The 19572-nt window shown below is 66.9% G+C and carries 18 protein-coding genes; 8 read left to right on the forward strand and 10 right to left on the reverse strand.

Features of this window, described 5'->3' with window-relative positions:
* The first annotated feature begins 3 nt into the window (after positions 1 to 3).
* Genes BLS91_RS13140 through fdxA form a run of 5 tightly spaced genes read left to right on the forward strand, consistent with a single transcriptional unit; the run spans position 4 to position 4868 of the window.
* Positions 4 to 1431, forward strand: coding sequence for a sulfate adenylyltransferase subunit 1 (locus BLS91_RS13140; RefSeq protein ID WP_092341214.1), 1428 nt, complete (start codon positions 4 to 6; stop codon positions 1429 to 1431).
* Positions 1428 to 2213 (forward strand): ABC transporter ATP-binding protein, encoded by a 786-nt coding sequence (locus tag BLS91_RS13145; RefSeq protein ID WP_241982988.1) that lies wholly within the window; start codon positions 1428 to 1430, stop codon positions 2211 to 2213. Before BLS91_RS13140 ends, BLS91_RS13145 begins: the two co-directional genes overlap by 4 nt.
* Complete coding sequence (locus BLS91_RS13150) at positions 2203 to 3108, forward strand: ABC transporter permease (protein ID WP_092341215.1); 906 nt, start codon at positions 2203 to 2205, stop codon at positions 3106 to 3108. Before BLS91_RS13145 ends, BLS91_RS13150 begins: the two co-directional genes overlap by 11 nt.
* A gap of 45 nt (positions 3109 to 3153) precedes the next feature.
* A complete protein-coding gene (locus BLS91_RS13155) occupies positions 3154 to 4554 on the forward strand; it encodes an FAD-dependent oxidoreductase (protein WP_092341216.1) in 1401 nt (466 codons plus the stop codon).
* Positions 4551 to 4868 (forward strand): ferredoxin, encoded by a 318-nt coding sequence (gene fdxA / locus BLS91_RS13160; RefSeq protein ID WP_092341217.1) that lies wholly within the window; start codon positions 4551 to 4553, stop codon positions 4866 to 4868. Before BLS91_RS13155 ends, fdxA begins: the two co-directional genes overlap by 4 nt.
* 36 nt (positions 4869 to 4904) lie before the next feature.
* Here fdxA and smc read toward each other — a convergent pair whose 3' ends face one another.
* Positions 4905 to 8474: a chromosome segregation protein SMC gene (gene smc, locus BLS91_RS13165; RefSeq protein ID WP_092341310.1), complete on the reverse strand. Its 3570-nt coding sequence runs from the start codon at positions 8472 to 8474 to the stop codon at positions 4905 to 4907.
* 238 nt (positions 8475 to 8712) lie between these two features.
* Between smc and BLS91_RS13170 the strand changes: the two genes are divergently transcribed.
* The 3 genes from BLS91_RS13170 to BLS91_RS13180 all read left to right on the forward strand — a co-directional run bounded on the left by BLS91_RS13170 (position 8713) and on the right by BLS91_RS13180 (position 10773).
* Positions 8713 to 9129, forward strand: coding sequence for a GNAT family N-acetyltransferase (locus BLS91_RS13170; protein WP_092341218.1), 417 nt, complete (start codon positions 8713 to 8715; stop codon positions 9127 to 9129).
* Positions 9130 to 9173: 44 nt separating this feature from the next.
* On the forward strand, positions 9174 to 9815 hold the full coding sequence (locus BLS91_RS13175; RefSeq protein ID WP_092341219.1) for a hypothetical protein: 642 nt from the start codon (positions 9174 to 9176) through the stop codon (positions 9813 to 9815).
* Positions 9816 to 9891: 76 nt separating this feature from the next.
* On the forward strand, positions 9892 to 10773 hold the full coding sequence (locus tag BLS91_RS13180) for a hypothetical protein (RefSeq protein WP_134505127.1): 882 nt from the start codon (positions 9892 to 9894) through the stop codon (positions 10771 to 10773).
* Between the two features lie 54 nt (positions 10774 to 10827).
* On the opposite strand, the gene BLS91_RS13185 is transcribed toward BLS91_RS13180, so the two are convergent.
* The 9 genes from BLS91_RS13185 to coaD form a co-directional block, all read right to left on the reverse strand.
* Positions 10828 to 11301 carry a GNAT family N-acetyltransferase gene (locus tag BLS91_RS13185; protein ID WP_092341221.1) on the reverse strand — a complete coding sequence of 158 codons (474 nt, stop codon included), beginning with the start codon at positions 11299 to 11301 and terminating at the stop codon, positions 10828 to 10830.
* Between the two features lie 389 nt (positions 11302 to 11690).
* Positions 11691 to 12602, reverse strand: a complete 912-nt coding sequence (gene mutM, locus BLS91_RS13190) for a bifunctional DNA-formamidopyrimidine glycosylase/DNA-(apurinic or apyrimidinic site) lyase (protein WP_092341222.1) — start codon at positions 12600 to 12602, stop codon at positions 11691 to 11693.
* Between the two features lie 4 nt (positions 12603 to 12606).
* Positions 12607 to 13299 carry a ribonuclease III gene (rnc, locus tag BLS91_RS13195; RefSeq protein WP_092341223.1) on the reverse strand — a complete coding sequence of 231 codons (693 nt, stop codon included), beginning with the start codon at positions 13297 to 13299 and terminating at the stop codon, positions 12607 to 12609.
* 33 nt (positions 13300 to 13332) lie between these two features.
* Complete coding sequence (gene rpmF, locus BLS91_RS13200; protein ID WP_092108959.1) at positions 13333 to 13536, reverse strand: 50S ribosomal protein L32; 204 nt, start codon at positions 13534 to 13536, stop codon at positions 13333 to 13335.
* Between the two features lie 2 nt (positions 13537 to 13538).
* Positions 13539 to 14111: a YceD family protein gene (locus tag BLS91_RS13205; protein ID WP_233197234.1), complete on the reverse strand. Its 573-nt coding sequence runs from the start codon at positions 14109 to 14111 to the stop codon at positions 13539 to 13541.
* Between the two features lie 37 nt (positions 14112 to 14148).
* Positions 14149 to 16548, reverse strand: coding sequence for a transglutaminase TgpA family protein (locus BLS91_RS13210; RefSeq protein ID WP_092341224.1), 2400 nt, complete (start codon positions 16546 to 16548; stop codon positions 14149 to 14151).
* Positions 16541 to 17908, reverse strand: a complete 1368-nt coding sequence (locus tag BLS91_RS13215) for a DUF58 domain-containing protein (protein WP_170211115.1) — start codon at positions 17906 to 17908, stop codon at positions 16541 to 16543. The genes BLS91_RS13210 and BLS91_RS13215 overlap by 8 nt, the downstream gene beginning before the upstream one ends.
* 14 nt (positions 17909 to 17922) lie before the next feature.
* Positions 17923 to 19032, reverse strand: coding sequence for an AAA family ATPase (locus BLS91_RS13220; RefSeq protein ID WP_092341226.1), 1110 nt, complete (start codon positions 19030 to 19032; stop codon positions 17923 to 17925).
* Entirely contained in the window at positions 19029 to 19517 is a 489-nt protein-coding gene (coaD, locus tag BLS91_RS13225) for a pantetheine-phosphate adenylyltransferase (RefSeq protein WP_092341312.1), read from the reverse strand. Before coaD ends, BLS91_RS13220 begins: the two co-directional genes overlap by 4 nt.
* Positions 19518 to 19572: the final 55 nt, after the last annotated feature.

Genomic DNA, 19572 nt, shown 5'->3' on the forward strand with positions numbered 1-19572 from the left:
CAGATGACCCTCACCATTGACACCCAAGCGAAAGCCGAAGAAACCGCCGTCGCCGAGCCCGTTGGCACCCTGTTTCGCTTCGCGACGGCCGGTTCGGTCGACGACGGCAAGTCCACCCTGGTGGGCCGCCTGCTGCACGACTCGAAAGCCATCCTCGCCGACCAGCTCGAAGCGGTCACCCGCACCTCCACCGAGCGCGGCTTCGGCGGGATAGGCGGCGGCATCGACTTCGCCCTGCTGACCGACGGCCTGCGGGCCGAACGCGAACAGGGCATCACCATCGACGTGGCCTACCGCTACTTCGCCACGCCCGCCCGGTCCTTCATCCTCGCCGACTGCCCCGGCCACGTGCAGTACACCCGCAACATGGTCACCGGCGCCACCACAGCGGATGCCGTCATCATGCTCATCGACGCCCGTAAGGGGGTGCTCGAGCAGACCCGTCGACACCTCAGCGTCGTCGCCCTGCTGCGCGTGCCGCACGTGATCGTCGCGGTCAACAAGATCGACCTGCTGGACTACAACGAAGCGGCCTACCGTGAGGTGGAGGCATCCGTTCGTCTCGTCACCACCGAACTCGGCCTCGGTTCTGACTCACGTGCAGAAGTTCATGTGATTCCAGTGTCGGCCCTGGTCGGCGACAACGTCGTCGACCGCTCCGAGCGCACCCCCTGGTATGCCGGACCGAGCCTGCTCGAACTGCTCGAAACCCTCACGGTGATCGACGATCTGGACGAGCGCGGCCAAACCACCGAGGCGTTCCGCCTGCCGGTACAGCTCGTGCTGCGGCCTCAGGGCGCGGTCGTCGTCGCCCCCGAGCTCGCCGACTCGTACCGTGACTATCGGGCCTATGCCGGGCAGGTGGCGAGCGGCAGCATCAAGGTCGGCGACACCGTGAGTGTTGAGCCGGGCGGCGGCATCAGCACCGTCACCGGAATCGATTTCGCCGGGGTCGCTCTCGACGAGGCCTTCGCACCGCAATCGATCGCGCTGCGCCTGGCCGACGACCTCGACATTGCCCGTGGCGCGGTGATTGCCGCCGCCGGCAGCCTGCCGCCGGTGACCCGCACCCTCTCGGCCGACCTGTTCTGGCTCGACCCGCGCCCGCTCGCACCGGGCGCCCGCGTGCTCGTGAAGTTCGGTACGACCGTCATGCAGGCCCTGATCAGCGAGGTCACCGGTCGGCTCGACCTGACGACGCTCGGCGCCCAACCGGCCACGAGCCTGGCCGTGAACGATATCGGGCAGGCGAGCATCCGCTTGTCGCGCGATCTGCCGGTGGAACCCTACGCGCAGAACCGCCGCTCCGGCGCGTTCCTGGTGATTCACCCGCAGGACGGCGCGACCCTCGCGGCCGGCATCGTCACCGCTCCCGGCGAGCCGACGCGTGCGGGCGATGGTTCGGGCGCCGGGTCGGAAGTGTCACCGTGAGTTCGCTCACGAACGTTGCCGTGGCGCCGACTGCCACGGCGCTCGAGCCGGCCGCCATCACGGTCGATGCTCTCGGCAAGCGCTACGGCACCGGCCCGCTCGTGCTCGACAACATCAACCTGTCGATCGAGCCCGGCCAGTTCGTCTGTCTGCTCGGGGCAAGCGGATGCGGCAAGTCCACGCTGCTGAACATCATCGCCGGCCTGGAGAAACCGACCGAGGGCGCCGTCACCGTGGCGAGCGGCAAGGCCGCCGTCATGTTCCAGGACGCAGCACTGTTCCCCTGGCTGACCGCCGGCCGCAACGTTGAACTCGCCCTCAAGCTGGGCGGGGTCCCCCGCAAGGACCGCCGCGGCGAGGCCCTCGAGCTGCTCGACCTGGTCAACCTGGCCGATGCCGGCGACAAGCGCCCGCACGAACTCTCCGGAGGCATGCGGCAGCGCGTTGCGCTGGCCCGTTCGCTGGCACAGGACCGCAAGGTCCTACTGATGGACGAACCGTTCGCCGCCCTCGACGCCATCACCCGCGACCTGCTGCACGAGGAGCTGGAACGGGTCTGGCGGCAGACCGGCCGCACCATCGTGTTCGTCACCCACAACGTGCGGGAGGCCGCCCGGCTGGGCGAACGCATCCTGCTGATGTCCTCCCGCCCCGGCCGCATCGTCAACGAGTGGACCATCACCGACACCGGCTCACGCCGCATCGAATCCCCCGAAGTCGCCCGGCTGAGCGACGAAATCACCGACCAGTTGCGACAGGAGATCCGCCGCAATGCCGCTTGACACCCGTACCGCAACGGCCCACGACCCGAGCCACGACGAACTGCGTCGCCTCGAAGCCGGATTGGATTCATTGCAGGCCGTCCCCGAAACCCCGCGCGGTGCCGTTCGACGCACCGTCGACGGTGTGCTGCCGCCCATTCTGCTGCTCATCGGACTCGCCCTGGCCTGGCAGGTCTACATTCTCATCGTCAAACCGCGCCCCGACCTGATCCCCGGACCCCTCGATGTGTTCGGCGCCCTGGTGAGCGCCTGGAACAGTGACCGCCTGCAGCTCGCGGTGACGACGAGCCTCGAACGCGGCGGGCTCGGTTTTATCATCGCCGTAGCCATCGGCACCCCGATCGGATTGCTGCTGGCCGAATGCCGACCGGTGCGACGAGCGCTCGGTCCGCTGTTGTCGGGCCTGCAGGTGCTGCCCTCCGTCGCCTGGGTGCCCGCCGCAATCATCTGGTTCGGCCTCAGCGACGCCACCGTGTACTTCGTGATCCTGATGGGCGCTGTGCCGTCCATCGCCAATGGGCTCGTCTCCGGCGTCGACCAGATTCCCCCGCAGCTGCGCCGCGTTGGCACGGTCCTCGGCGCCTCGCGCCTGCAAATGGCGACCCTCGTAGTGCTGCCGGCGGCCCTGCCGGGCTACTTCTCCGGTCTCAAACAGGGCTGGGCCTTTGCCTGGCGCTCCCTCATGGCCGCGGAGATCATCGTGATCGGCGGCGACATCGGGTTCGGTCTCGGGTCGATGCTGCACCAGAGCCGCGAGCTCGCCGACCTGTCCGGCGTACTTGCCACGATCCTGGTGATCCTCTTCGTCGGCATCCTGGTCGAACTCGTCATCTTCGCGCCGATCGAGCGCCGATTGCTGCGTCGCCGCGGACTCATGGCCGCCGGCCTGCGTTGACCTGCGCGCATCCTTTGTCCTTGTCCCTTGTTTGAAAGGCCCGTTATGACCCCCGCTCCCTCTGCCCTGCGCGTTGCCATCATCGGCGCCGGCCCGGCCGGCATCTACGCCGGCAACATTCTCAACCGGCTCGTGCTGGAGGCCGGCCACGAGGTGGCCATCGACCTGTTCGATTCGCTGCCGGCCCCGTACGGTCTGATTCGCTATGGCGTCGCCCCCGATCACCCGCGCATCAAGGGCATCGTGAAGTCGCTGCAGGAGATGCTCGACGCAGGCATCATTCGTTTCATCGGCAACGTGACCTACGGCACCGACCTGACCCTGGCCGAGCTGCGCGAGCACTACCACGCGGTCATCTTCGCCACCGGGGCCATTCTCGACGCACCGCTCGTCATTCCCGGCATCGACCTGCCCGGCTCGTTCGGCGCCGCCGACTTCGTCTCCTGGTACGACGGCCACCCCGACGTTCCGCTGGACTGGCCGCTCGACGCGACCGATGTCGCCGTCATCGGCAATGGCAACGTGGCCCTCGACGTGGCGCGCATTCTGGCCAAGCACGCCGACGATCTGCTCACCACCGACATCCCGGCCTCGGTCTACGCCGGGCTGGCCGGCTCGCCGGTCACCGACGTGCACGTGTTCGGCCGCCGCGGGCCGTCGCAGGTGAAATTCACGCCGATCGAGCTGCGCGAGCTCGCCGATATTCCCGATGTCGACCTCGTGGTCTACGCCGAGGACTTCGCTCCCGACTCGCACAGCGAGCATCTCGTCGCGAGCAACAACCAGGTCAAGATCATGACCCGCACGCTGAACGGATGGCTCACCAAGGCTCCGCAGGGCGCCTCACGTCGCCTGCACCTGCACTTTCTGCACGCACCGCGCGAGGTCTACGGCGACGGCCGGGTGGAAGGCATCCGTTTTGAGCGCACCGAACACACCGGAGACGGCGGCGTGCGACCGACCGGCGTCATCGTGGATTACCCGGTACAGGCCGTATATCGCGCAGTCGGCTACCGCGGTAGCGCCCTCACCGAGGTGCCGTTCGACGCCGTGCGCGGCGTTATTCCAAACGACGGCGGCCGCGTGCTCGATGCGGCCGGCGAGCCGATCGACGGCCTCTACGCCACCGGGTGGATCAAGCGCGGCCCGATCGGCCTCATTGGACACACCAAGGGTGATGCCTTGGAGACCATCACCCGGCTCGTCGAAGACGTACCGGCGCTCGTCGCTCGCGACCAGGCGTTCGGCTCGGCGGATACGATTCTGGCGCTGCTCGAGGCGCGCGGCGTGGAATACACGACCTGGGCCGGCTGGCGCACCCTCGACGCGCACGAGCAGTTGCTCGGCGCCCAGGATCTGGTCACTCCCGGCCGGGAGCGCGTCAAGGTGATCTCCCGCGCCGAACAGGTTGCCATCTCCCGCACGGAAGCTTTGCTGACACTATGACCTATGTGATCGCCCTGCCCTGTGTCGATGTGAAAGATCGTGCCTGCATCGACGAATGCCCGGTGGACTGCATTTATGAGGGCGAACGCTCCCTCTATATCCATCCAGACGAGTGCGTCGACTGCGGAGCCTGCGAACCGGTCTGCCCGGTCGAGGCCATCTACTACGAAGACGACCTGCCCGAACAGTGGGCCGACTACTACAAAGCCAACGTCGAATTCTTCGACGACCTCGGCTCCCCGGGCGGCGCCGCCAAGGTCGGCGTGCTCGCCAAAGACCACCCCGTCATCTCCGCACTGCCGCCGCAGGCGTAGGGCGCCCGCATCGGCAATTACGCGCGCATCCGCGGATCAACCGACCGCAGCATCGGCCCGTTCGTCCGCGCGGGTGCCGACGCGCTGGCCGACGACAGCACTGACGCCGTCCTGCCGCATGCTCACACCGTAGAGGGCATCCGCTATCTCCATGGTGCGTTTCTGGTGCGTGATCACGATGAGCTGGCTGGTCTCTCGCAGGTCTTCGAAGATGGTGAGCAACCGGCCGAGGTTGGCGTCGTCGAGCGCAGCTTCGACCTCGTCCATGATGTAGAACGGGCTCGGACGGGCCTTGAAAATGGCAATCAGCAGCGCGACGGCGGCGAGTGAGCGTTCACCGCCGGAGAGCAGCGACAGCCGTTCGATCTTCTTTCCGGCCGGTTTCACCGACACCTCGATGCCGGACGTGAGCAGGTCGTCGGGGTCGGTGAGCCAGATGCTGCCGCTGCCGCCGGGAAACAGCACCGGGAACACGTCGGCGAAGGCCGCCTGGGTGTCATCGAACGCGGACGAGAAGATGGTCTGCATCTTCTCGTCGATGTCCGCGATGATGGTGAGCAGGTCGCTGCGGGTTTCCGTGAGGTCGGTGAGCTGCTCGGTGAGAAAGCGGTGCCGCTGCTCGAGCGCCGCGAATTCTTCGAGGGCCAGCGGGTTGACCCGCCCGAGTTGACCGAGCTTGCGTTCGGCGGCCGCGAACCGTTTCTGCTGCTCGGCCCGATCAAAGCGGATGCCGCCGGCCGCGCCGCCAGCGAAAACCAGGCCCTCGCTGCCGCTGCCGCTCACGTCGGTGTCATCGGGCGGGATCAGCTGGTCGGGACCATATTCGCCGACGAGCACGTCTTCGGTGAGACCCAGTTCGCTGCCGGCGCGTTCAAGCAGGGCCGCGAGGTGCAGCTTCTTCTCGTAGATCTCGAGTTCGAGTCCGTGCACGTTTTCGGTGATCGAGGCCAGCCGCTCGCGCAACACGTTCTCGCCCTGCCGAAGCTGCTGCAGTTCGGTGTTCTGGCTCGCCCGTTCGGCTTCGGCGCTCGCGAGCTGAATCCGGGCCTCGGCGACGGAGCGGTCGGCCGCGGCGAGCACGGCCGGAAGCGTTTCGGCAACGCGGGAGGCGGCATCCACTTGGCGGCGACGAATGACCGCGCGACGCGCTGCGGCCTCAGCGGCCGTGCGGTCGTCCTCGAGCTGACGGGTGAGTGTTGCGACGCGGTCAGCGCCTGCGCGCACGCGTTCACGGGCGGTTTCCACCTGGAGCCGGTTCTCGACCTCGGTCTCGCGGGCGGCCTCAAGTTCGGTGTACACAGCGTCCCGCAGGGTCGCGTCGAGGATGGGCCGTGGCTGGGACCGGGCAGTGTCGAGTGCAGCGGCTGCCCGCGCCGCGACAGCCTCGGCTTCGGTGCCGGCCGTGCTCGCGAGCTGCAGAGCGGCGGAGACCCGGTCGACGTCGGCGGCGGCGGCATCCGTTTGCACCACGAGTCGTCCGCGACGTTCGGTCACCGTGGCGAGCTGAGTTTCGAAGGCGCGCAGGGCAGCCCGTGCGCTGACCGACTGCTCTTTGTAGGCCTGCAACAGGGTGCGCTGTTCGGAGAACTCACAGCGCACCCGTTCGATCTGCGAGGTGACGGCCGCGAGCCTCTCGGCCGCCACGTCTCGCTCCGCAACGAGTTCGAGCTTGCTCTGTCTGGAGCCGGACCCGCCGCTCACGACCCACGGGCTCAAGACCTCGCCCGCCAGCGTGATGAGCGTGAGACCCTGAGGCAGCTCGGCCGCTCGAGCCACGGCAAGATCGTCGGCGATGACGGTCTGAGCCAGCAGGCCGCGCAGGCCGGCCGGGCCGTCGATGACCGCGTTCGCCCAGCGTATGCCCGACGGCGCACCCAATTCGATGGTCGGCGCCGCGCTGTCGTCGCCGTTGGCCACGATCAGCTCAACCCGCCCGAAGTCGTCGTTTTCGGCCTGAACGAGGGCAGCGAGGGCGGCGTCGCGGTTGTCGGCCAGCACGGCATCGGCAAGAGAGCCGAGGGCGGCGGCGATCGCCGCTTCGAACCCTGGCTGCACCCGCACGTGGTCGGCCACGAGGCCACGGATGCCGGCCAGCTTCGCGCCGAGCAACGCCGAGGAGCCGTCTTTCTGATCGAGCGCGAGGGAGAACGCACCCTGCCGTGCCGCCTGGGCGTCCCGTTCCCGCTCATGGCCGTGCAGCTCGTCGCGCAGACGCTCCACCTCGGCCTCAACACCCTGAACCGCAGCCTGCGCCAGCTCGAATGCCGCGGCCAGCTCGCCGGAGTCCGGTTCACCGGCTGGCGCAGCGGACTGCAACTCGTCAAGTTGCAGCTGCGCCTTCATGCTGCGTTCGGTCGCCGCGTCACGGGCATTCTGCTGCCGCAACTGCTCACCACGTACGGCAGCCAGCCGCGATGCTGCCGTCTCGGATTGCCCGGTCAGGTGGGAGATGTCGAGGTCGTGCCGAGAGACGAGTGCTGCCTGGGCTGCAATATCTTCGTCGACCGCGTCGAGCCTCGACCGGGCTGCCGCGCTCTGCCCTCGTGAGTCGTCCCAGCCGATTTGAGCCATGCCGATGCCCGCGCGCAGCTGCTCTACCTCGGCGGCAGCCTCGGTCAGCATGGTGGGGGTGACGCTCGAGACGAGGCCGGTCGACTCGGCCTGCGAACCCAATAATGCCAGCCGCTGGTTGGCTAGGGTGAAGAGCCCGCGTAGTCGTTCCTGCACCGACTCCAGGGCATAGCTGGTGCGGCGTGCCAGGTCGACGGCGTCTCCCACTTGGGCGAGTTCGAGCCGCTGCACCCGAGCCTGTTTCTGCGAAAGCTGCTCCTGCAGCACGACCCGCTCGGTGTGGCGTTCACTCTCGGTGCGATTGTGCGCGTCGAGCGCAGTGCGCAGCGTCACGACATCGTCAGCGAGCAGGCGGGCGCGGGCATCTCGCACGACGGCGGCGATGGTCTGAGCCTCCCGCGCGATTTCGGCCTGGTGTCCGAGCGGTTTGAGCTGGCGGCGAATCTCTCCCGCGAGGTCGCTCAATCGGGTGAGGTTGGTCTGCATGGCGTCGAGCTTGCGCAGGGTTTTTTCTTTGCGGCGGCGGTGTTTGAGAATGCCGGCGGCCTCTTCGATGAAGCCGCGGCGTTCCTCCGGGGTCGCGCGCAGCACGGCGTCGAGCTGGCCCTGCCCGACGATGACGTGCATCTCGCGGCCGAGGCCGGAGTCGCTGAGCAATTCTTGTACGTCGAGCAGCCGGCAGGTGCGCCCGTTGATGGCGTACTCGCTCGCGCCGTTGCGAAAGAGCGTGCGTGAAATGGTGACTTCGGAGTAATCGATCGGCAGGGCGCCGTCGCTGTTGTCGATGGTGAGGATGACCTCGGCCCGGCCGAGCGGACCGCGGGTCGACGTGCCGGCGAAGATGACGTCTTCCATCTTGCCGCCGCGCAAGGTTTTCACGCCCTGCTCCCCCATCACCCAGGCGAGGGCATCGACGACGTTGGACTTGCCCGACCCGTTCGGACCGACGACGCAGGTAACGCCTTGCTCAAAGGCGAACGTCGTCGGCTGGGCAAACGACTTGAACCCCTTGAGGGTGAGGCTCTTCAGATACAACGTGAGACCCTTCCGGTCGGTCGCGGCGAGTACTGGTCTCGGGGCTGATTCAACGGTACCGTGCCCCACCGACACTGGCCGGGACATCCGCTCGTGCCCGGTGTGGCGTACCCAACTGCGGAGAATCCATGGAACACAGCATCCTTTCCGGTGATTTCGGGTCGCAAAGCGAAAATCGCCGCGGTTCTGCACGAATCGACCGCACGCACCCGAGTGGGTCGCACTACTCTGGCGTAGCATGACCGACTTCTCGATCGACGAACTCGACATTCCCGCCGGGGCGACCGCGCCCGGCTGGCCCGATTTCGAGGCTGTTGCCGCGCTCCGTAACGAAATCGAAGCGCACGGGTTCGGCACGACCGAACTCAACTATTCGGCTGCTGAGCTGCTGCCGGTGTGGCTCGCCACGAAACACGATCCCAAGCGCATGTTCGTAGCACGCGTCGGCGGTGCTGTCGTCGGCCGGGCCGCCTATGAGACCTTGCAGGGCCCGAACGACGATCATGCCTGGCTGATCGCACAGGTACTGCCGGCCTGGCGCAATCGCGGCATCGGCACCGCCCTCGCCGATCGCGTCGAGCTGCTCGCCGCCACCGAGAATCGGCACGAACTGATCGTCTACACGGTGTCAGCGGATGCCCGGGCGAACGCCTGACCGCCCCGACCGGCTTCGGGTCGGTCCCGCTCGGTAACTCCGAAGTGCGATTTCTCCTCACCCGGGGCTTCCGGCTCGAGCAGGTGGAGCGCGGTAGCCGACTCGCGCTGCCCGCCGACGAGAGCGTGATCCGCCGCTTCCGAGCGGATGCCGCGGCGCACGCCGGCGGCGACTACACCGTGCACTGCTGGAGTGAGGCGACTCCCCCGCCCTGGCGCGACGATCTCGCTCTGCTCTATACGCGCATGAGCACGGATGCCCCTACCGCCGGCCTCGAAGAGCCCGAAGATGTCTGGAGCATCGAGCGGCTGGTCGACGAGGAGACTTCCCGCGTCGGCAGCCCGCGTCGAATGCTCACCGCGGCCGCGCTGCACGAGCCGATCGGTCACCTGGTCGCGTTCACCCAGCTGTCGGTGCCGGCCGAAAGTGACTGCTCCGTCGGCCAGGAGGACACGCTCGTGCTGCGCGAGCATCGTGGGAACCGCCTTGGCATGCTGCTGAAAACAGCGAATCTGGAGTATCTCGCGCAGGAGAGCCCGGGGCATCCGTCGGTGACGACATTCAACGCTGAAGAGAACCGGCACATGCTGGCCGTCAACGAGGCGCTCGGTTTTGTACCGATGGGTTACGAGGGCGCCTGGAAACGCGTCGTGCCTCCGCCGGAACCGTCGAATCCCCCCGTTTGAGGCAGTGCTAGCCTTGCGGTTTCAGTCTGAGGGGGTTCTGGTGATTGTACTTACACGGATGAAAGCGATAGGTCCGGTGTCATACCTTATCGTCGGGATGCTCGCGGCGATCGTCGGGCTGCTGCCCTGGCTGGTCACCGGGATGCACCTTCCCATTCAGAATTTGTGGGCCGTCGACTCCGTTCCGGAGGACATGCCGATCGCCCTGCTGCCGTTCAGCCAGTACACCATCACCCTCATCGTCGCCCTGATCGTGACCGGGTCAGCGCTGGCCGGCGGCTTCGCTCGGTTGACGCGCGCGCAGCACCCCCGATTCGCATTCGCCGCGATCATGATCGGAGTGCTGCTCGTGCAGGTCCTTGCCATCATGCAGACCGCAGTCACAGTCGCCAGCGGACTCGCTGAGAGCCCGGCCGCGAAGGTCTACCTGCTCGCTCTGACCCTCGGAACCATTGCTGCCAACGTGATCGGACTGCTTATTCTGGTGCTCATCGCCCGAGCGCCTGCCGCCGGTGCGACGGTGGGCGTGAGCCTGGCCGCTGTCACGGTCAGTGTCTGGCTGGGCGCGCTCATCGCGCATCCGTTCGACTTTGACGTATCGCAAACGGGCAGGGCCCTGCTGAGCGCCACCCGATGGGTTCCGGCCGTCATCGTGGGGCTCGCCGTGGCGTGGTGCGGCCTGGCAACGATTGGCCGGGTGGCTGCGGCGATCGTCAGTTTTCTTGCCCTCTGGATCGGACCTGCACTGTTCACGGCAGTCAGCGCCGCCGCGGGAACTCGTGTGCTTGCTGCCTACCCGGCTGAGATGCTCGATTACGGCGTGCAGGTGTTCTTCAGCGCGCTGGGTGTGAAGGGCGGATCCGCCGCGCTCCTGATCCCAGCGGTCATCGTGATGGTTCTCGGCCTGACTGTGCGCTGGGCGCTGAGGCGACGGCGCCTCCAGGCCGCTCTGGCCTAACGCCCCGGCGACCGCGCCAGCAAGACCATCACGCGACCTCGATTGGTTCAGAGCTCACCCGAACTCGTAGAAGATCAATTCGTCGGACCGGGACACTTCTGTGAACCCGGCTTTCACGAGGACTCCTTGCGATGCATAGTTTTTGAGGTCAGTGTCTGCCTTGATCTGCACGGCTCCATTCCTCAAAGCACACTGAGTCGCGGCGATGAGGGCCTCGGTGGCGAGCCCTCGTCCCCGAACAGATTCCACCAGGCCGTAGCCGATTTCAACCGAACCTTTCACGTCGGGAGGGCCAAAGAACCCGATGCCGCCCACCGCGACATCGCCGTCGTTGATCCGGATTGAATAGAGCGTGAAGATTGCTTCGCCCTCGCGGGATTCGGCGAGGGCTCGGAGTGGATTCAACTCATCGTCCAACGGATAGTCCGCATGCCAGACATCGTCGGGTTCAGGCTTTCGGTAAACAATGCGCTGAGCCTCCCACGGAGTCAGGGGATGCAGCGTCAACCGATCTGTAACGATATCCATGACCGAAGATTGGCAGAGCTGACACCCAGATGCCACTCTCGGGCGGGATACTACGGTCGCGCGGGGGCTGCGCCGCTGCGCGGGAGGCGGAACTCGCACGCACTGGCGCAGGTCCAGCGCGACGCGTTGCGCTGGAGTTCTGGCCAGGCCCGAACTCCCGCGAACTGGCGCAGTCCCCGCGCAGCGCGACGGGGCTCATCCGCTCTGGCGCCGTAGGTCCCGCGCAGCGCGCAGCGCCGAAGGTCCCGCGCAGCGCGAGGCGGTCGAACGGATGCCCGCTGCCCGCGGTCCCGCGCAATGGCGCAGGTCGAGCATTTTGGCGCACCTCCCGCGCCAGACGGTCGAACTCTTGGCCGGGCGGCGAACGCCCGACAACCAACGTGCTGCGGCTAGCGCAACCGCTGGCAGCTGGGGCAGAAGTGCGAGCCGCGGTTCATGAACTGCTCGCGCACCAGAAGGGTGCCGCAGCGGGAGCACGGCGTACCCTGCCGGCCATAGGCCTCCAGGCTGTGCGCGAAATACCCGGACTGCCCGTTCACGTTCACGTACTGGGCGTCGAAGCTCGTGCCGCCCTCGGCAAGAGCACGCTCCAGAATGGTACGTACGGCCGCGAGCAGCGTCGTCGCCCTGGCGCGCGACAGCGACGCGGCCGGCTGCTCATAGTGGATGCGCGCGGCAAAGAGCGCCTCGTCGGCGTAGATATTGCCGATGCCGCTGATCAGGTTCTGGTCGAGCAGCGCCCGCTTGATGCCGGTGTTCTTGCGCGCGAGGGCCGCCAGAAACATCGGAGACGAGAACGACGGGTCGATCGGGTCGCGAGCAATGTGCGCGACCTGCGCGGGAAGGCGGTGCTGCCACGCGGCATCCGCTGAAAGCAGCCCTGAGTAGCCGCCGGGCAGCCCGTCGCTCGTGGCGAGCATAGCGTCGACGGCCATGCTGCCGAAGATTCGCTGGTCGACGAAATTGACCCACAGCTCGCCGTGGGTCGGGTGTTCCAACGTCAAGCGGATGCGCAACATGCGATCCACCGCCGCGCCCGGCGTGCGCAGCAGCACCTGGCCGCTCATTCCGAGGTGGATGACGAGCGCCCGGCCGCTGTCGAGGGGAAGCCACAAAAACTTGCCGCGGCGAACGGCGGCAAGGATTCGGTGCCCCGTGAGCTGCTCCGTGAACGATTCAGCCGCCGGAACGTGGCGGCGCAGGGAACGCTCGTCGAAGATTTCAACCCCGGTGACCAGGGCCCCGGTGACCGCCGGTTGCAGGCCGGAGCGCACGACCTCGACTTCGGGAAGTTCCGGCACAGGGTTAGAGCGCGTTGAGCTGGTCGATGGCGCCTCGGGCCGCGGCCATTTCAGCGAATTTCTTGCTCGGGCCGACGCCCTGGGCGTTGACGGACAAGCCGATGTCGACGGTCGCGACGAACACCTTGGAGTGATCGGGACCGCTGGCTTCGAGCGTGTAGACGGGAACGCCGACGCCTTTACTCGCGGCGAGTTCCTGCAGGCTCGTCTTCGGGTCCATCAACACACCGAAGTGGCCCGGTTCGGCCAGGAGCGGCTCGATCAGGCGCAACACGAACGCGGTGGCGACGTCGCCACCGGCGTCGAGAAAAGTCGCTCCGATGAGCGCTTCGACGGTGTCGGCCAGAATGGATGCCTTATCGCGCCCGCCGGTGAGGATTTCGCCTCGGCCGAGTCGAATATACTCACCCAAACCCAGGCCGCGAGCGATCTGCGCCAGCGCGGCCGTGGATACCAGACTGGCCCGGCGCTTGGCCAGGTCGCCCTCATCGAGGTTGGGGTAGGTGCGATAGAGCATCACCGTGACGGCCTGACCCAGAATCGAGTCGCCCAGAAATTCGAGGCGCTCGTTGGTGGGAATTCCGCCGTTTTCGTACGCAAACGACCGGTGGGTCAGAGCAAGCTCCAGAATCACCGGTTCAATCTGCACTCCGAGGGTCGCCAACAGGGGCGACCGCTCGGTATCAGCGTTTTTCATCGACCGATCTCCGGCCCATAGAAAAGCCGCGACTTAAATGTCGGCGACTTTACGGCCCTTGTATTCCATGAACAACGGGGTGCCGGTGGAGTCGGTGACAACCTTGGCGCGGTGCGGCAGGCTGTAGACGACCTTGCCGCCCTCCATGGTCTTCACGAGGGTGGGAGGCGTGGCCTTCCACTGCGCGCGACGCGAGTGGGTGTTGGAACGCGACATCTTGCGCTTCGGAACTGCCATGACTACTTCTCTTCTCTGCTGTCTGAAACATGGATGTCCGCACCCATGTCTTTGTCTGTGGAAGCCGTAAACCCCGCAAGCGCTGACCACCGGGGATCGTAGCGCTCGTCGGAAACGAGTTCGGGTAGTTCGGCAAGCGGTTGTCCGGTCTCACTGTCAAGACCAGGGCAATCCCGCCGGCATACCGGCTGGAACGGAAGTGCTAACACTACCGCGTCCCGGATCAAAGATTCCAAATCGACATGGTCGTCTAGAATCTCAAACTCGAAGGCTTCCTCCTGAGGATAACCGAAAAGCTCGGCAAACTGAACTCGAACCGGCAGGTCGATGTCTTTGAGGCATCGGCCGCACTCTCCGAGCGCCCTTGCATAGACCTCGATGCTCACCAGGATTCCCTCGTGCATCGCCTCGAGGCGCAGCTCGGTCGACAGCGTCGAACCGGCTTTCACGGCCACGAGGCCGGCGCCGAGGTCGTCGGGAACGACAATATCGAGGTGGCGTTCGTGCATGGTGCCCGGGCGGTTGATGAGGTCACGCACGTCGACCGTGTACGGCGTCTTCTTGAACTTAGTCACGGTCGTAAATTGTACGCGCTGCGCGTGGGTGCTTCGTTCAGGGGGCGATCGTGCGGGCGCGACGGTCTCCGCGCAGCACCGCGGCCAGGGTGGCGAACAGCGAGGTGGGCGCAAAGTTTGCCCGCAAACGGATGCCGGCACTCGCGCCGCCGTGCAGCCCGCGCAGCACCCGGGTCAGGTCGGCGGCGAGGGTGTCGGCCCGCACAGGCGACCGGTCGAACCGCGATCGCTCCAGCGCGAGGAGTACTCGTTCGAGCGCTTCCGTCGACGCCGGGTCGAGGGTTCCAAGGCGCTCCAGTCGGCCGGCAAACGCTCGCGGAGTGTCGGTGATCGGCGTCGGTATGCCGTGATCGAGACTGGTGTGCTGCACTTCGATCCAGGCGAGCCCGGCGCCAGCGCCTCCGGAGCGGATGCGCCGCACCCGCGAGCGCCGGAGCATCCGTCTGGCGACCCCGGGCAGAAGCAGCAGCAGGAGACCCAGTGCGCTGAACCCGAGTACTGCGAGCAGGTTGCTGGCCTCGACGCTCTGCGGCGTGGTACCGCGTTCCAGGGCGGAATCGTCGGCCAGCCGGTCGGGGCTGAGCCCGGGAGCACTCGTGGCGGCGGCACCGCCGGGCGCGGCCGTCGGCGTGCCGACATCCGCTGCCTGCTCGTAGTTGGGGACGGTACCGCGGCCGGGCGTCGGCTCGAATCTTACCCAGCCAATTCCCACGAAGTACAGTTCCGGCCAGGCGTGCAGGTCGTGCGAGTCCACGTTGTACTGCCCGAGCCCCTGCTCGAGGTCCTGGGATTTGACGCCGGGCAGGTAGCCGAGCGAGACCCGGGAGGGAATGCCGAGGGTACGTGCCATCGCGGCCATGGCGGAGGCGAAATGCACGCAGTAGCCGCGCTTTTCCTTCAGGAACACTCCGATCACATCCACTCCCCCGCCGTCGTAGCCGTCTTCAACGGGCGCGTCGGTGTCGTAGATGAAGGCGCTGCTGCGCAGATAGTCCTGAATGGCGACGGCAGCGTCATAGTTCGATGTCGTTTCCGCCGTCACCTGCCGGGCCGTCTCCTCGATGATCGGCGGCGGATCGACCGGCAGTTGCAGATTGCCCAGGACGCTCGCCGGATAGTCGGTGCTGGAGCGCCGCAGTTGCTCGGCGGTGGGTTTCAGCTCCAGGGACGACACCGTATATTCCTGGCCGAGGGTGTTCGCCGTTACACTCGCAATCGCCCGGGTGCGGCTGTCCCAGTACCAGCGACCGGTGAGGCCCTCAATGCTGGTGGCGCGGGCCGGTGCGGGCAGCCAATGGCTGTTGACGCCCTCGATGACGACCGATGTCGACGCTGGCACCGTCTCCACGTTGGCGTCGAGCCCGAATGGCCGCGGGATGTCGTCGACGGTATTGCGCACGTCTGCCCCGTCGATGCGTGCCGTCCAGGTCAACCCGATGACCTCATCGAGGGTGAGCAGCGTGAAATAGGGCTGCTCCGTGCCGGTCGAGGTGTAGTGAAATGCCGGTCCAGCCTTGGGCCGACGCAGGTCCTGCCCGAGATTGATCATGGGGCTGACTCCGCTGCCGAACAGTAAACCACCAGGCCTTGCCGTCACGAGTCCCCCGGATGTCAAGGCGGGGGCAAGCGTGCTGAGAATCAGGGCAGCCACGATGGTCACGGATCCCAGCACGAATGTGCCGCCGATCCGGCCGCGGCCGCGCACCCGCTCTGGCCGGTACACACGTGGCTCGCCCGGTCCGACCGCCAGACGCGCTGCTTCCCGTGCGCGACGCGCCGACACATCGACCCGCAGCACCAGTAGAAAAGCGGCCGCCGTCACCACGAGCACGGCGACGTCGGTCCCGTCGTCGATGATGAATCCCGGCACGAGGAGCGGCACGAGTGCGCCGGCTGCGGCAAGGGCGGGCCAGCGCAGCGTCACCGCGAGCAGGTCCATGAGAACCGCGATCAGCCCGGTGCCGCCGGCGAGCAGAAAGAGGATGCCGAGGGTCACCTCGGCCGGCGTGCTCTGCTGGGCGATGGACGCCCCGCCGGAGTCGATCAGACCGCTGAACAATCCAATGGTTTGCGGCGTCGGAATGATCCAGAACAGGCCGGTTCCACCGCCGAACAGGAGCGTCATCGTGCCGACCAGCACTACGCCGCTCGCCACCGGAGCGATCGGCCGCGGCAGCCCGAACCGACGAAACACAGCCGCGCTGAGCAGCACGACGGATCCAACCGCCGCACAGACCCACCACCAGGCGTTGCCGCGCAGCAGGGGCGCGAGCGCCGCACAGGAGCTGAGCAGCAAGAAAAGCAAACTGAGGGCGAGCGGCCAGAGCGCGGCAACTCGCTCGCCGCGCCGACGGCGGTGCGCCCGAGGCGGGCTCACCTGGCGTGCCGGCGGCGGGGAATCTGCGGCCGGCGCCTCCTGAGCGACCAGGCTAGTCATGGTTGGCTCCTCGCTCCCCGCTCACGTCGTTCCATACGTCTTCCAGGTTCTCGGCCGTGGCCAGCTCCACACAGCGCCACCCCGCGGCCTGCAGGCGTTCGCGGGCCGGCGCCCCGACCGTTCGTTGCACCAACGCGACGGCGGGTTCACAGTGTCGCGCGAGGGCAACGAGATCGTCGACATCAGCTTCGGACACGCTCACGAGCATCGCGAATGTCGGAAGCGATGGCTGCGCGCCCCGCAGTGCTGCGCGCAGCGGCGCCCGGCGCTCTGCGGCGAGGCGAGCGCTGCGGGTCGGCCACGGCACCGGAACCACACTGGCCAGGGCTTCCAGCAGGGCGCGATCACCGCCGGGGGCCCGAAAAGTCGCTGGCACGTCGCCGTGCAGCCCGCCCAGGGTCTGCTGGTCGCCCGGCAGCAACTGGCTGGCACCCAGCTCGATCACCTCGACCCGGTAACCGGCGTCGAGCAGGTGCACACCAACGGATGCTGCCAGCTCGATCTCGAGTTCAAATCCGGCCCCGAGATGCGGTGGAAGATGCCCGGCGCCGAGCCCCGCCGCGCCGGCCAGGGTCGTATCGAGCACGATCCGGGCCTCCGGGTTGCTGCGCTGCTCCTCCTGCCGCACCATGATTTCGCCGTGCCGGGCGGTGGCCGGCCAGTTGACGCGACGCAGCGCATCCCCAGGGCGGTATTCGCGGGCGATGAGTTCGTCGGAGGTGGGGGTGGCCTGGCGCACCAGCTCGCGAATCGACCCATCGTTGCTGGACTGCGCAAGGCCGTTGCCCGGTAGCGGCGTCACGCGCGGCGTCACGATCAGGTCGTGGGGAGAGCCGGCAGTTCGGTTGCTGCGCGCGAAGCCAAATGGGTCCTGGCGTGACACGCGGAGCGGGCCGACGTCGTAGACGCCGCGATGTCGCGGCACGACAGTGTATTCCAGACGCACAGTCGCGCCGGTTGCGCCGTTCCGACTAACGAGTGGAAGGATAGCCGCCGGCGGCGCCTCCACGCCGGGCGACGGGGTGTCAGCCCACCAGGCGCCGCTGAGCGGTGTCGCCGAGAGGTTGCTCAGCTGCAGCGAGACCACACTCTCACCGCCGACCGGCACGATCGGCGGCCGAAAGACCCTGGTGACCTCGACCCGGGCCGGGCGGAGCGAAACGTAACCGGCGGCGACGAGCGGAGCCACGATCATCAGGCTGGCCACGAATAGCATGTCGCGGCTGTTGACCAGCACCGCGTTGGCGAACAGCACGACTCCGGCGGCCAGAATAACCCAGCCGCGCAGGGTGAGACGCGTGGCGAATCGGGCTGCCAGCCGCGTGTACCAGTCGGCATTGACCAGCCCGGAATCTCTCACCCCGCGTGCCATGACTACGACGTTCCGGTAGATCCAACGGCACGCACCTGCGTCACCGATCGGGACAGAGCGGATGCCGCGACACCGATTGGCACCGGCGTATCAGCGAGGATTCGACGCACGATGTCGTCGATCACCGGACCGCTGTCCTGGTGGTGGTGGCCGAGCGCCCGGCTGGTGGGGACCAGCCGATGGCCGAGAACGGCCACGGCGAGCGAGTCGATGTCGTCGGGCAGCACGTAGTCCCGACCGTTCAACGCCGCCTGGGCCTTCGCGGCACGGATGAGCTGCAGGGTCGCGCGCGGGCTGGCGCCGAGGCGCAGGTCCCGGTCGTCGCGGGTGGCCCGCACGAGATTGACCGCGTATTCCTTGACCGCGCCAGAGGCGAAGACGCCTCGCGCCGTGAGCATCATGTCGCGCAGGGTCTCCCCCGACACCACGGCCGAGATCAGTGCGAGCGGGCTGTTCGTGTCGCGCGAGTCGAGCATCGCGAGCTCAGAGTCGGGGTCGGGATATCCCATGGAGATGCGGGCCATGAACCGGTCCCGCTGCGCTTCCGGAAGGGCGTACGTTCCCTCCATCTCGATCGGGTTCTGGGTGGCGATGACGGTGAACGGCAGGGCGAGCGGGTACGTGACGCCGTCGACGGTGACCTGGCGTTCCTCCATGGATTCCAGCAGCGCCGACTGGGTTTTCGGACTCGCCCGGTTGATCTCGTCACCGATGACGATGTTGGCGAAGACCGGGCCCGGTTTGAACTCAAACCGACGCTCGGCCTGATTGAACACCGACACCCCGGTCACATCGGAGGGCAGCAGGTCCGGGGTGAATTGAATGCGCCCGACCGTGCAATCCACGGAACGGGCGAGGGCCTTGGCGAGCATGGTCTTGCCGACACCGGGCACATCTTCGATTAGGAGGTGCCCTTCGGCCAGCAGAACGGTCAGGGCGATCTGCACAGCCTCGTGCTTGCCATCAATAACCGTCTCAACGTTGCGCATGATCGCGCGTCCGGCTTCTTGCAGTTCCCCGAGGTCAACGGTCGTGTCAGCGTCATTCGACGGAACCGACGCCAGTTCCGCCCTGCTTGAATCGGTGGAGGAGCGAGTCGGTTTGAGGTTCATACCCGCGAACGCTCCAGATATTCCGCTACGGCCCGTGGCACGTAGGGCGAGACATCGCCGCCGAGACCGGCCACCTGGCGTACCAGGGAGCTGGAGACATGGGCGTTGGCCGGGTCGGGCAGCAGAAAGACCGTTTCTACCGCGGCCAGATTGCGATTCACGATCGCCATGGGAGTCTCGTAGGCCACGTCAACCTGCGAACGGATGCCCTTCACCAGAACGCTCGCACCGACATCCATGCAGTAGTCGACGAGCAGCCCCATGCTCCAGCTGGCGACCACGATATTGGTCGGAAGCCCGGCTTCTTTGATGGCCTGTTCCAGCAGCGACACTCGCTGGCTGATCGGCAACAGGGCCGATTTGTCGGGGTTATGCACCACGAGCACATGGAGCTCGTCGAACAGGCCGGCCGCGCGATCGATCACGTCCAAGTGGCCCAGGGTGACGGGGTCAAATGATCCAGGGACAACGGCGATCCTGCGCATGATCACACCCTACTGCCAGACGCTGACGGAACGCTGCCCGACGCATCCGCTTGGC

The sequence above is a fragment of the Cryobacterium flavum genome, assembly GCF_900103805.1.
Lineage (GTDB): Bacteria > Actinomycetota > Actinomycetes > Actinomycetales > Microbacteriaceae > Cryobacterium > Cryobacterium flavum.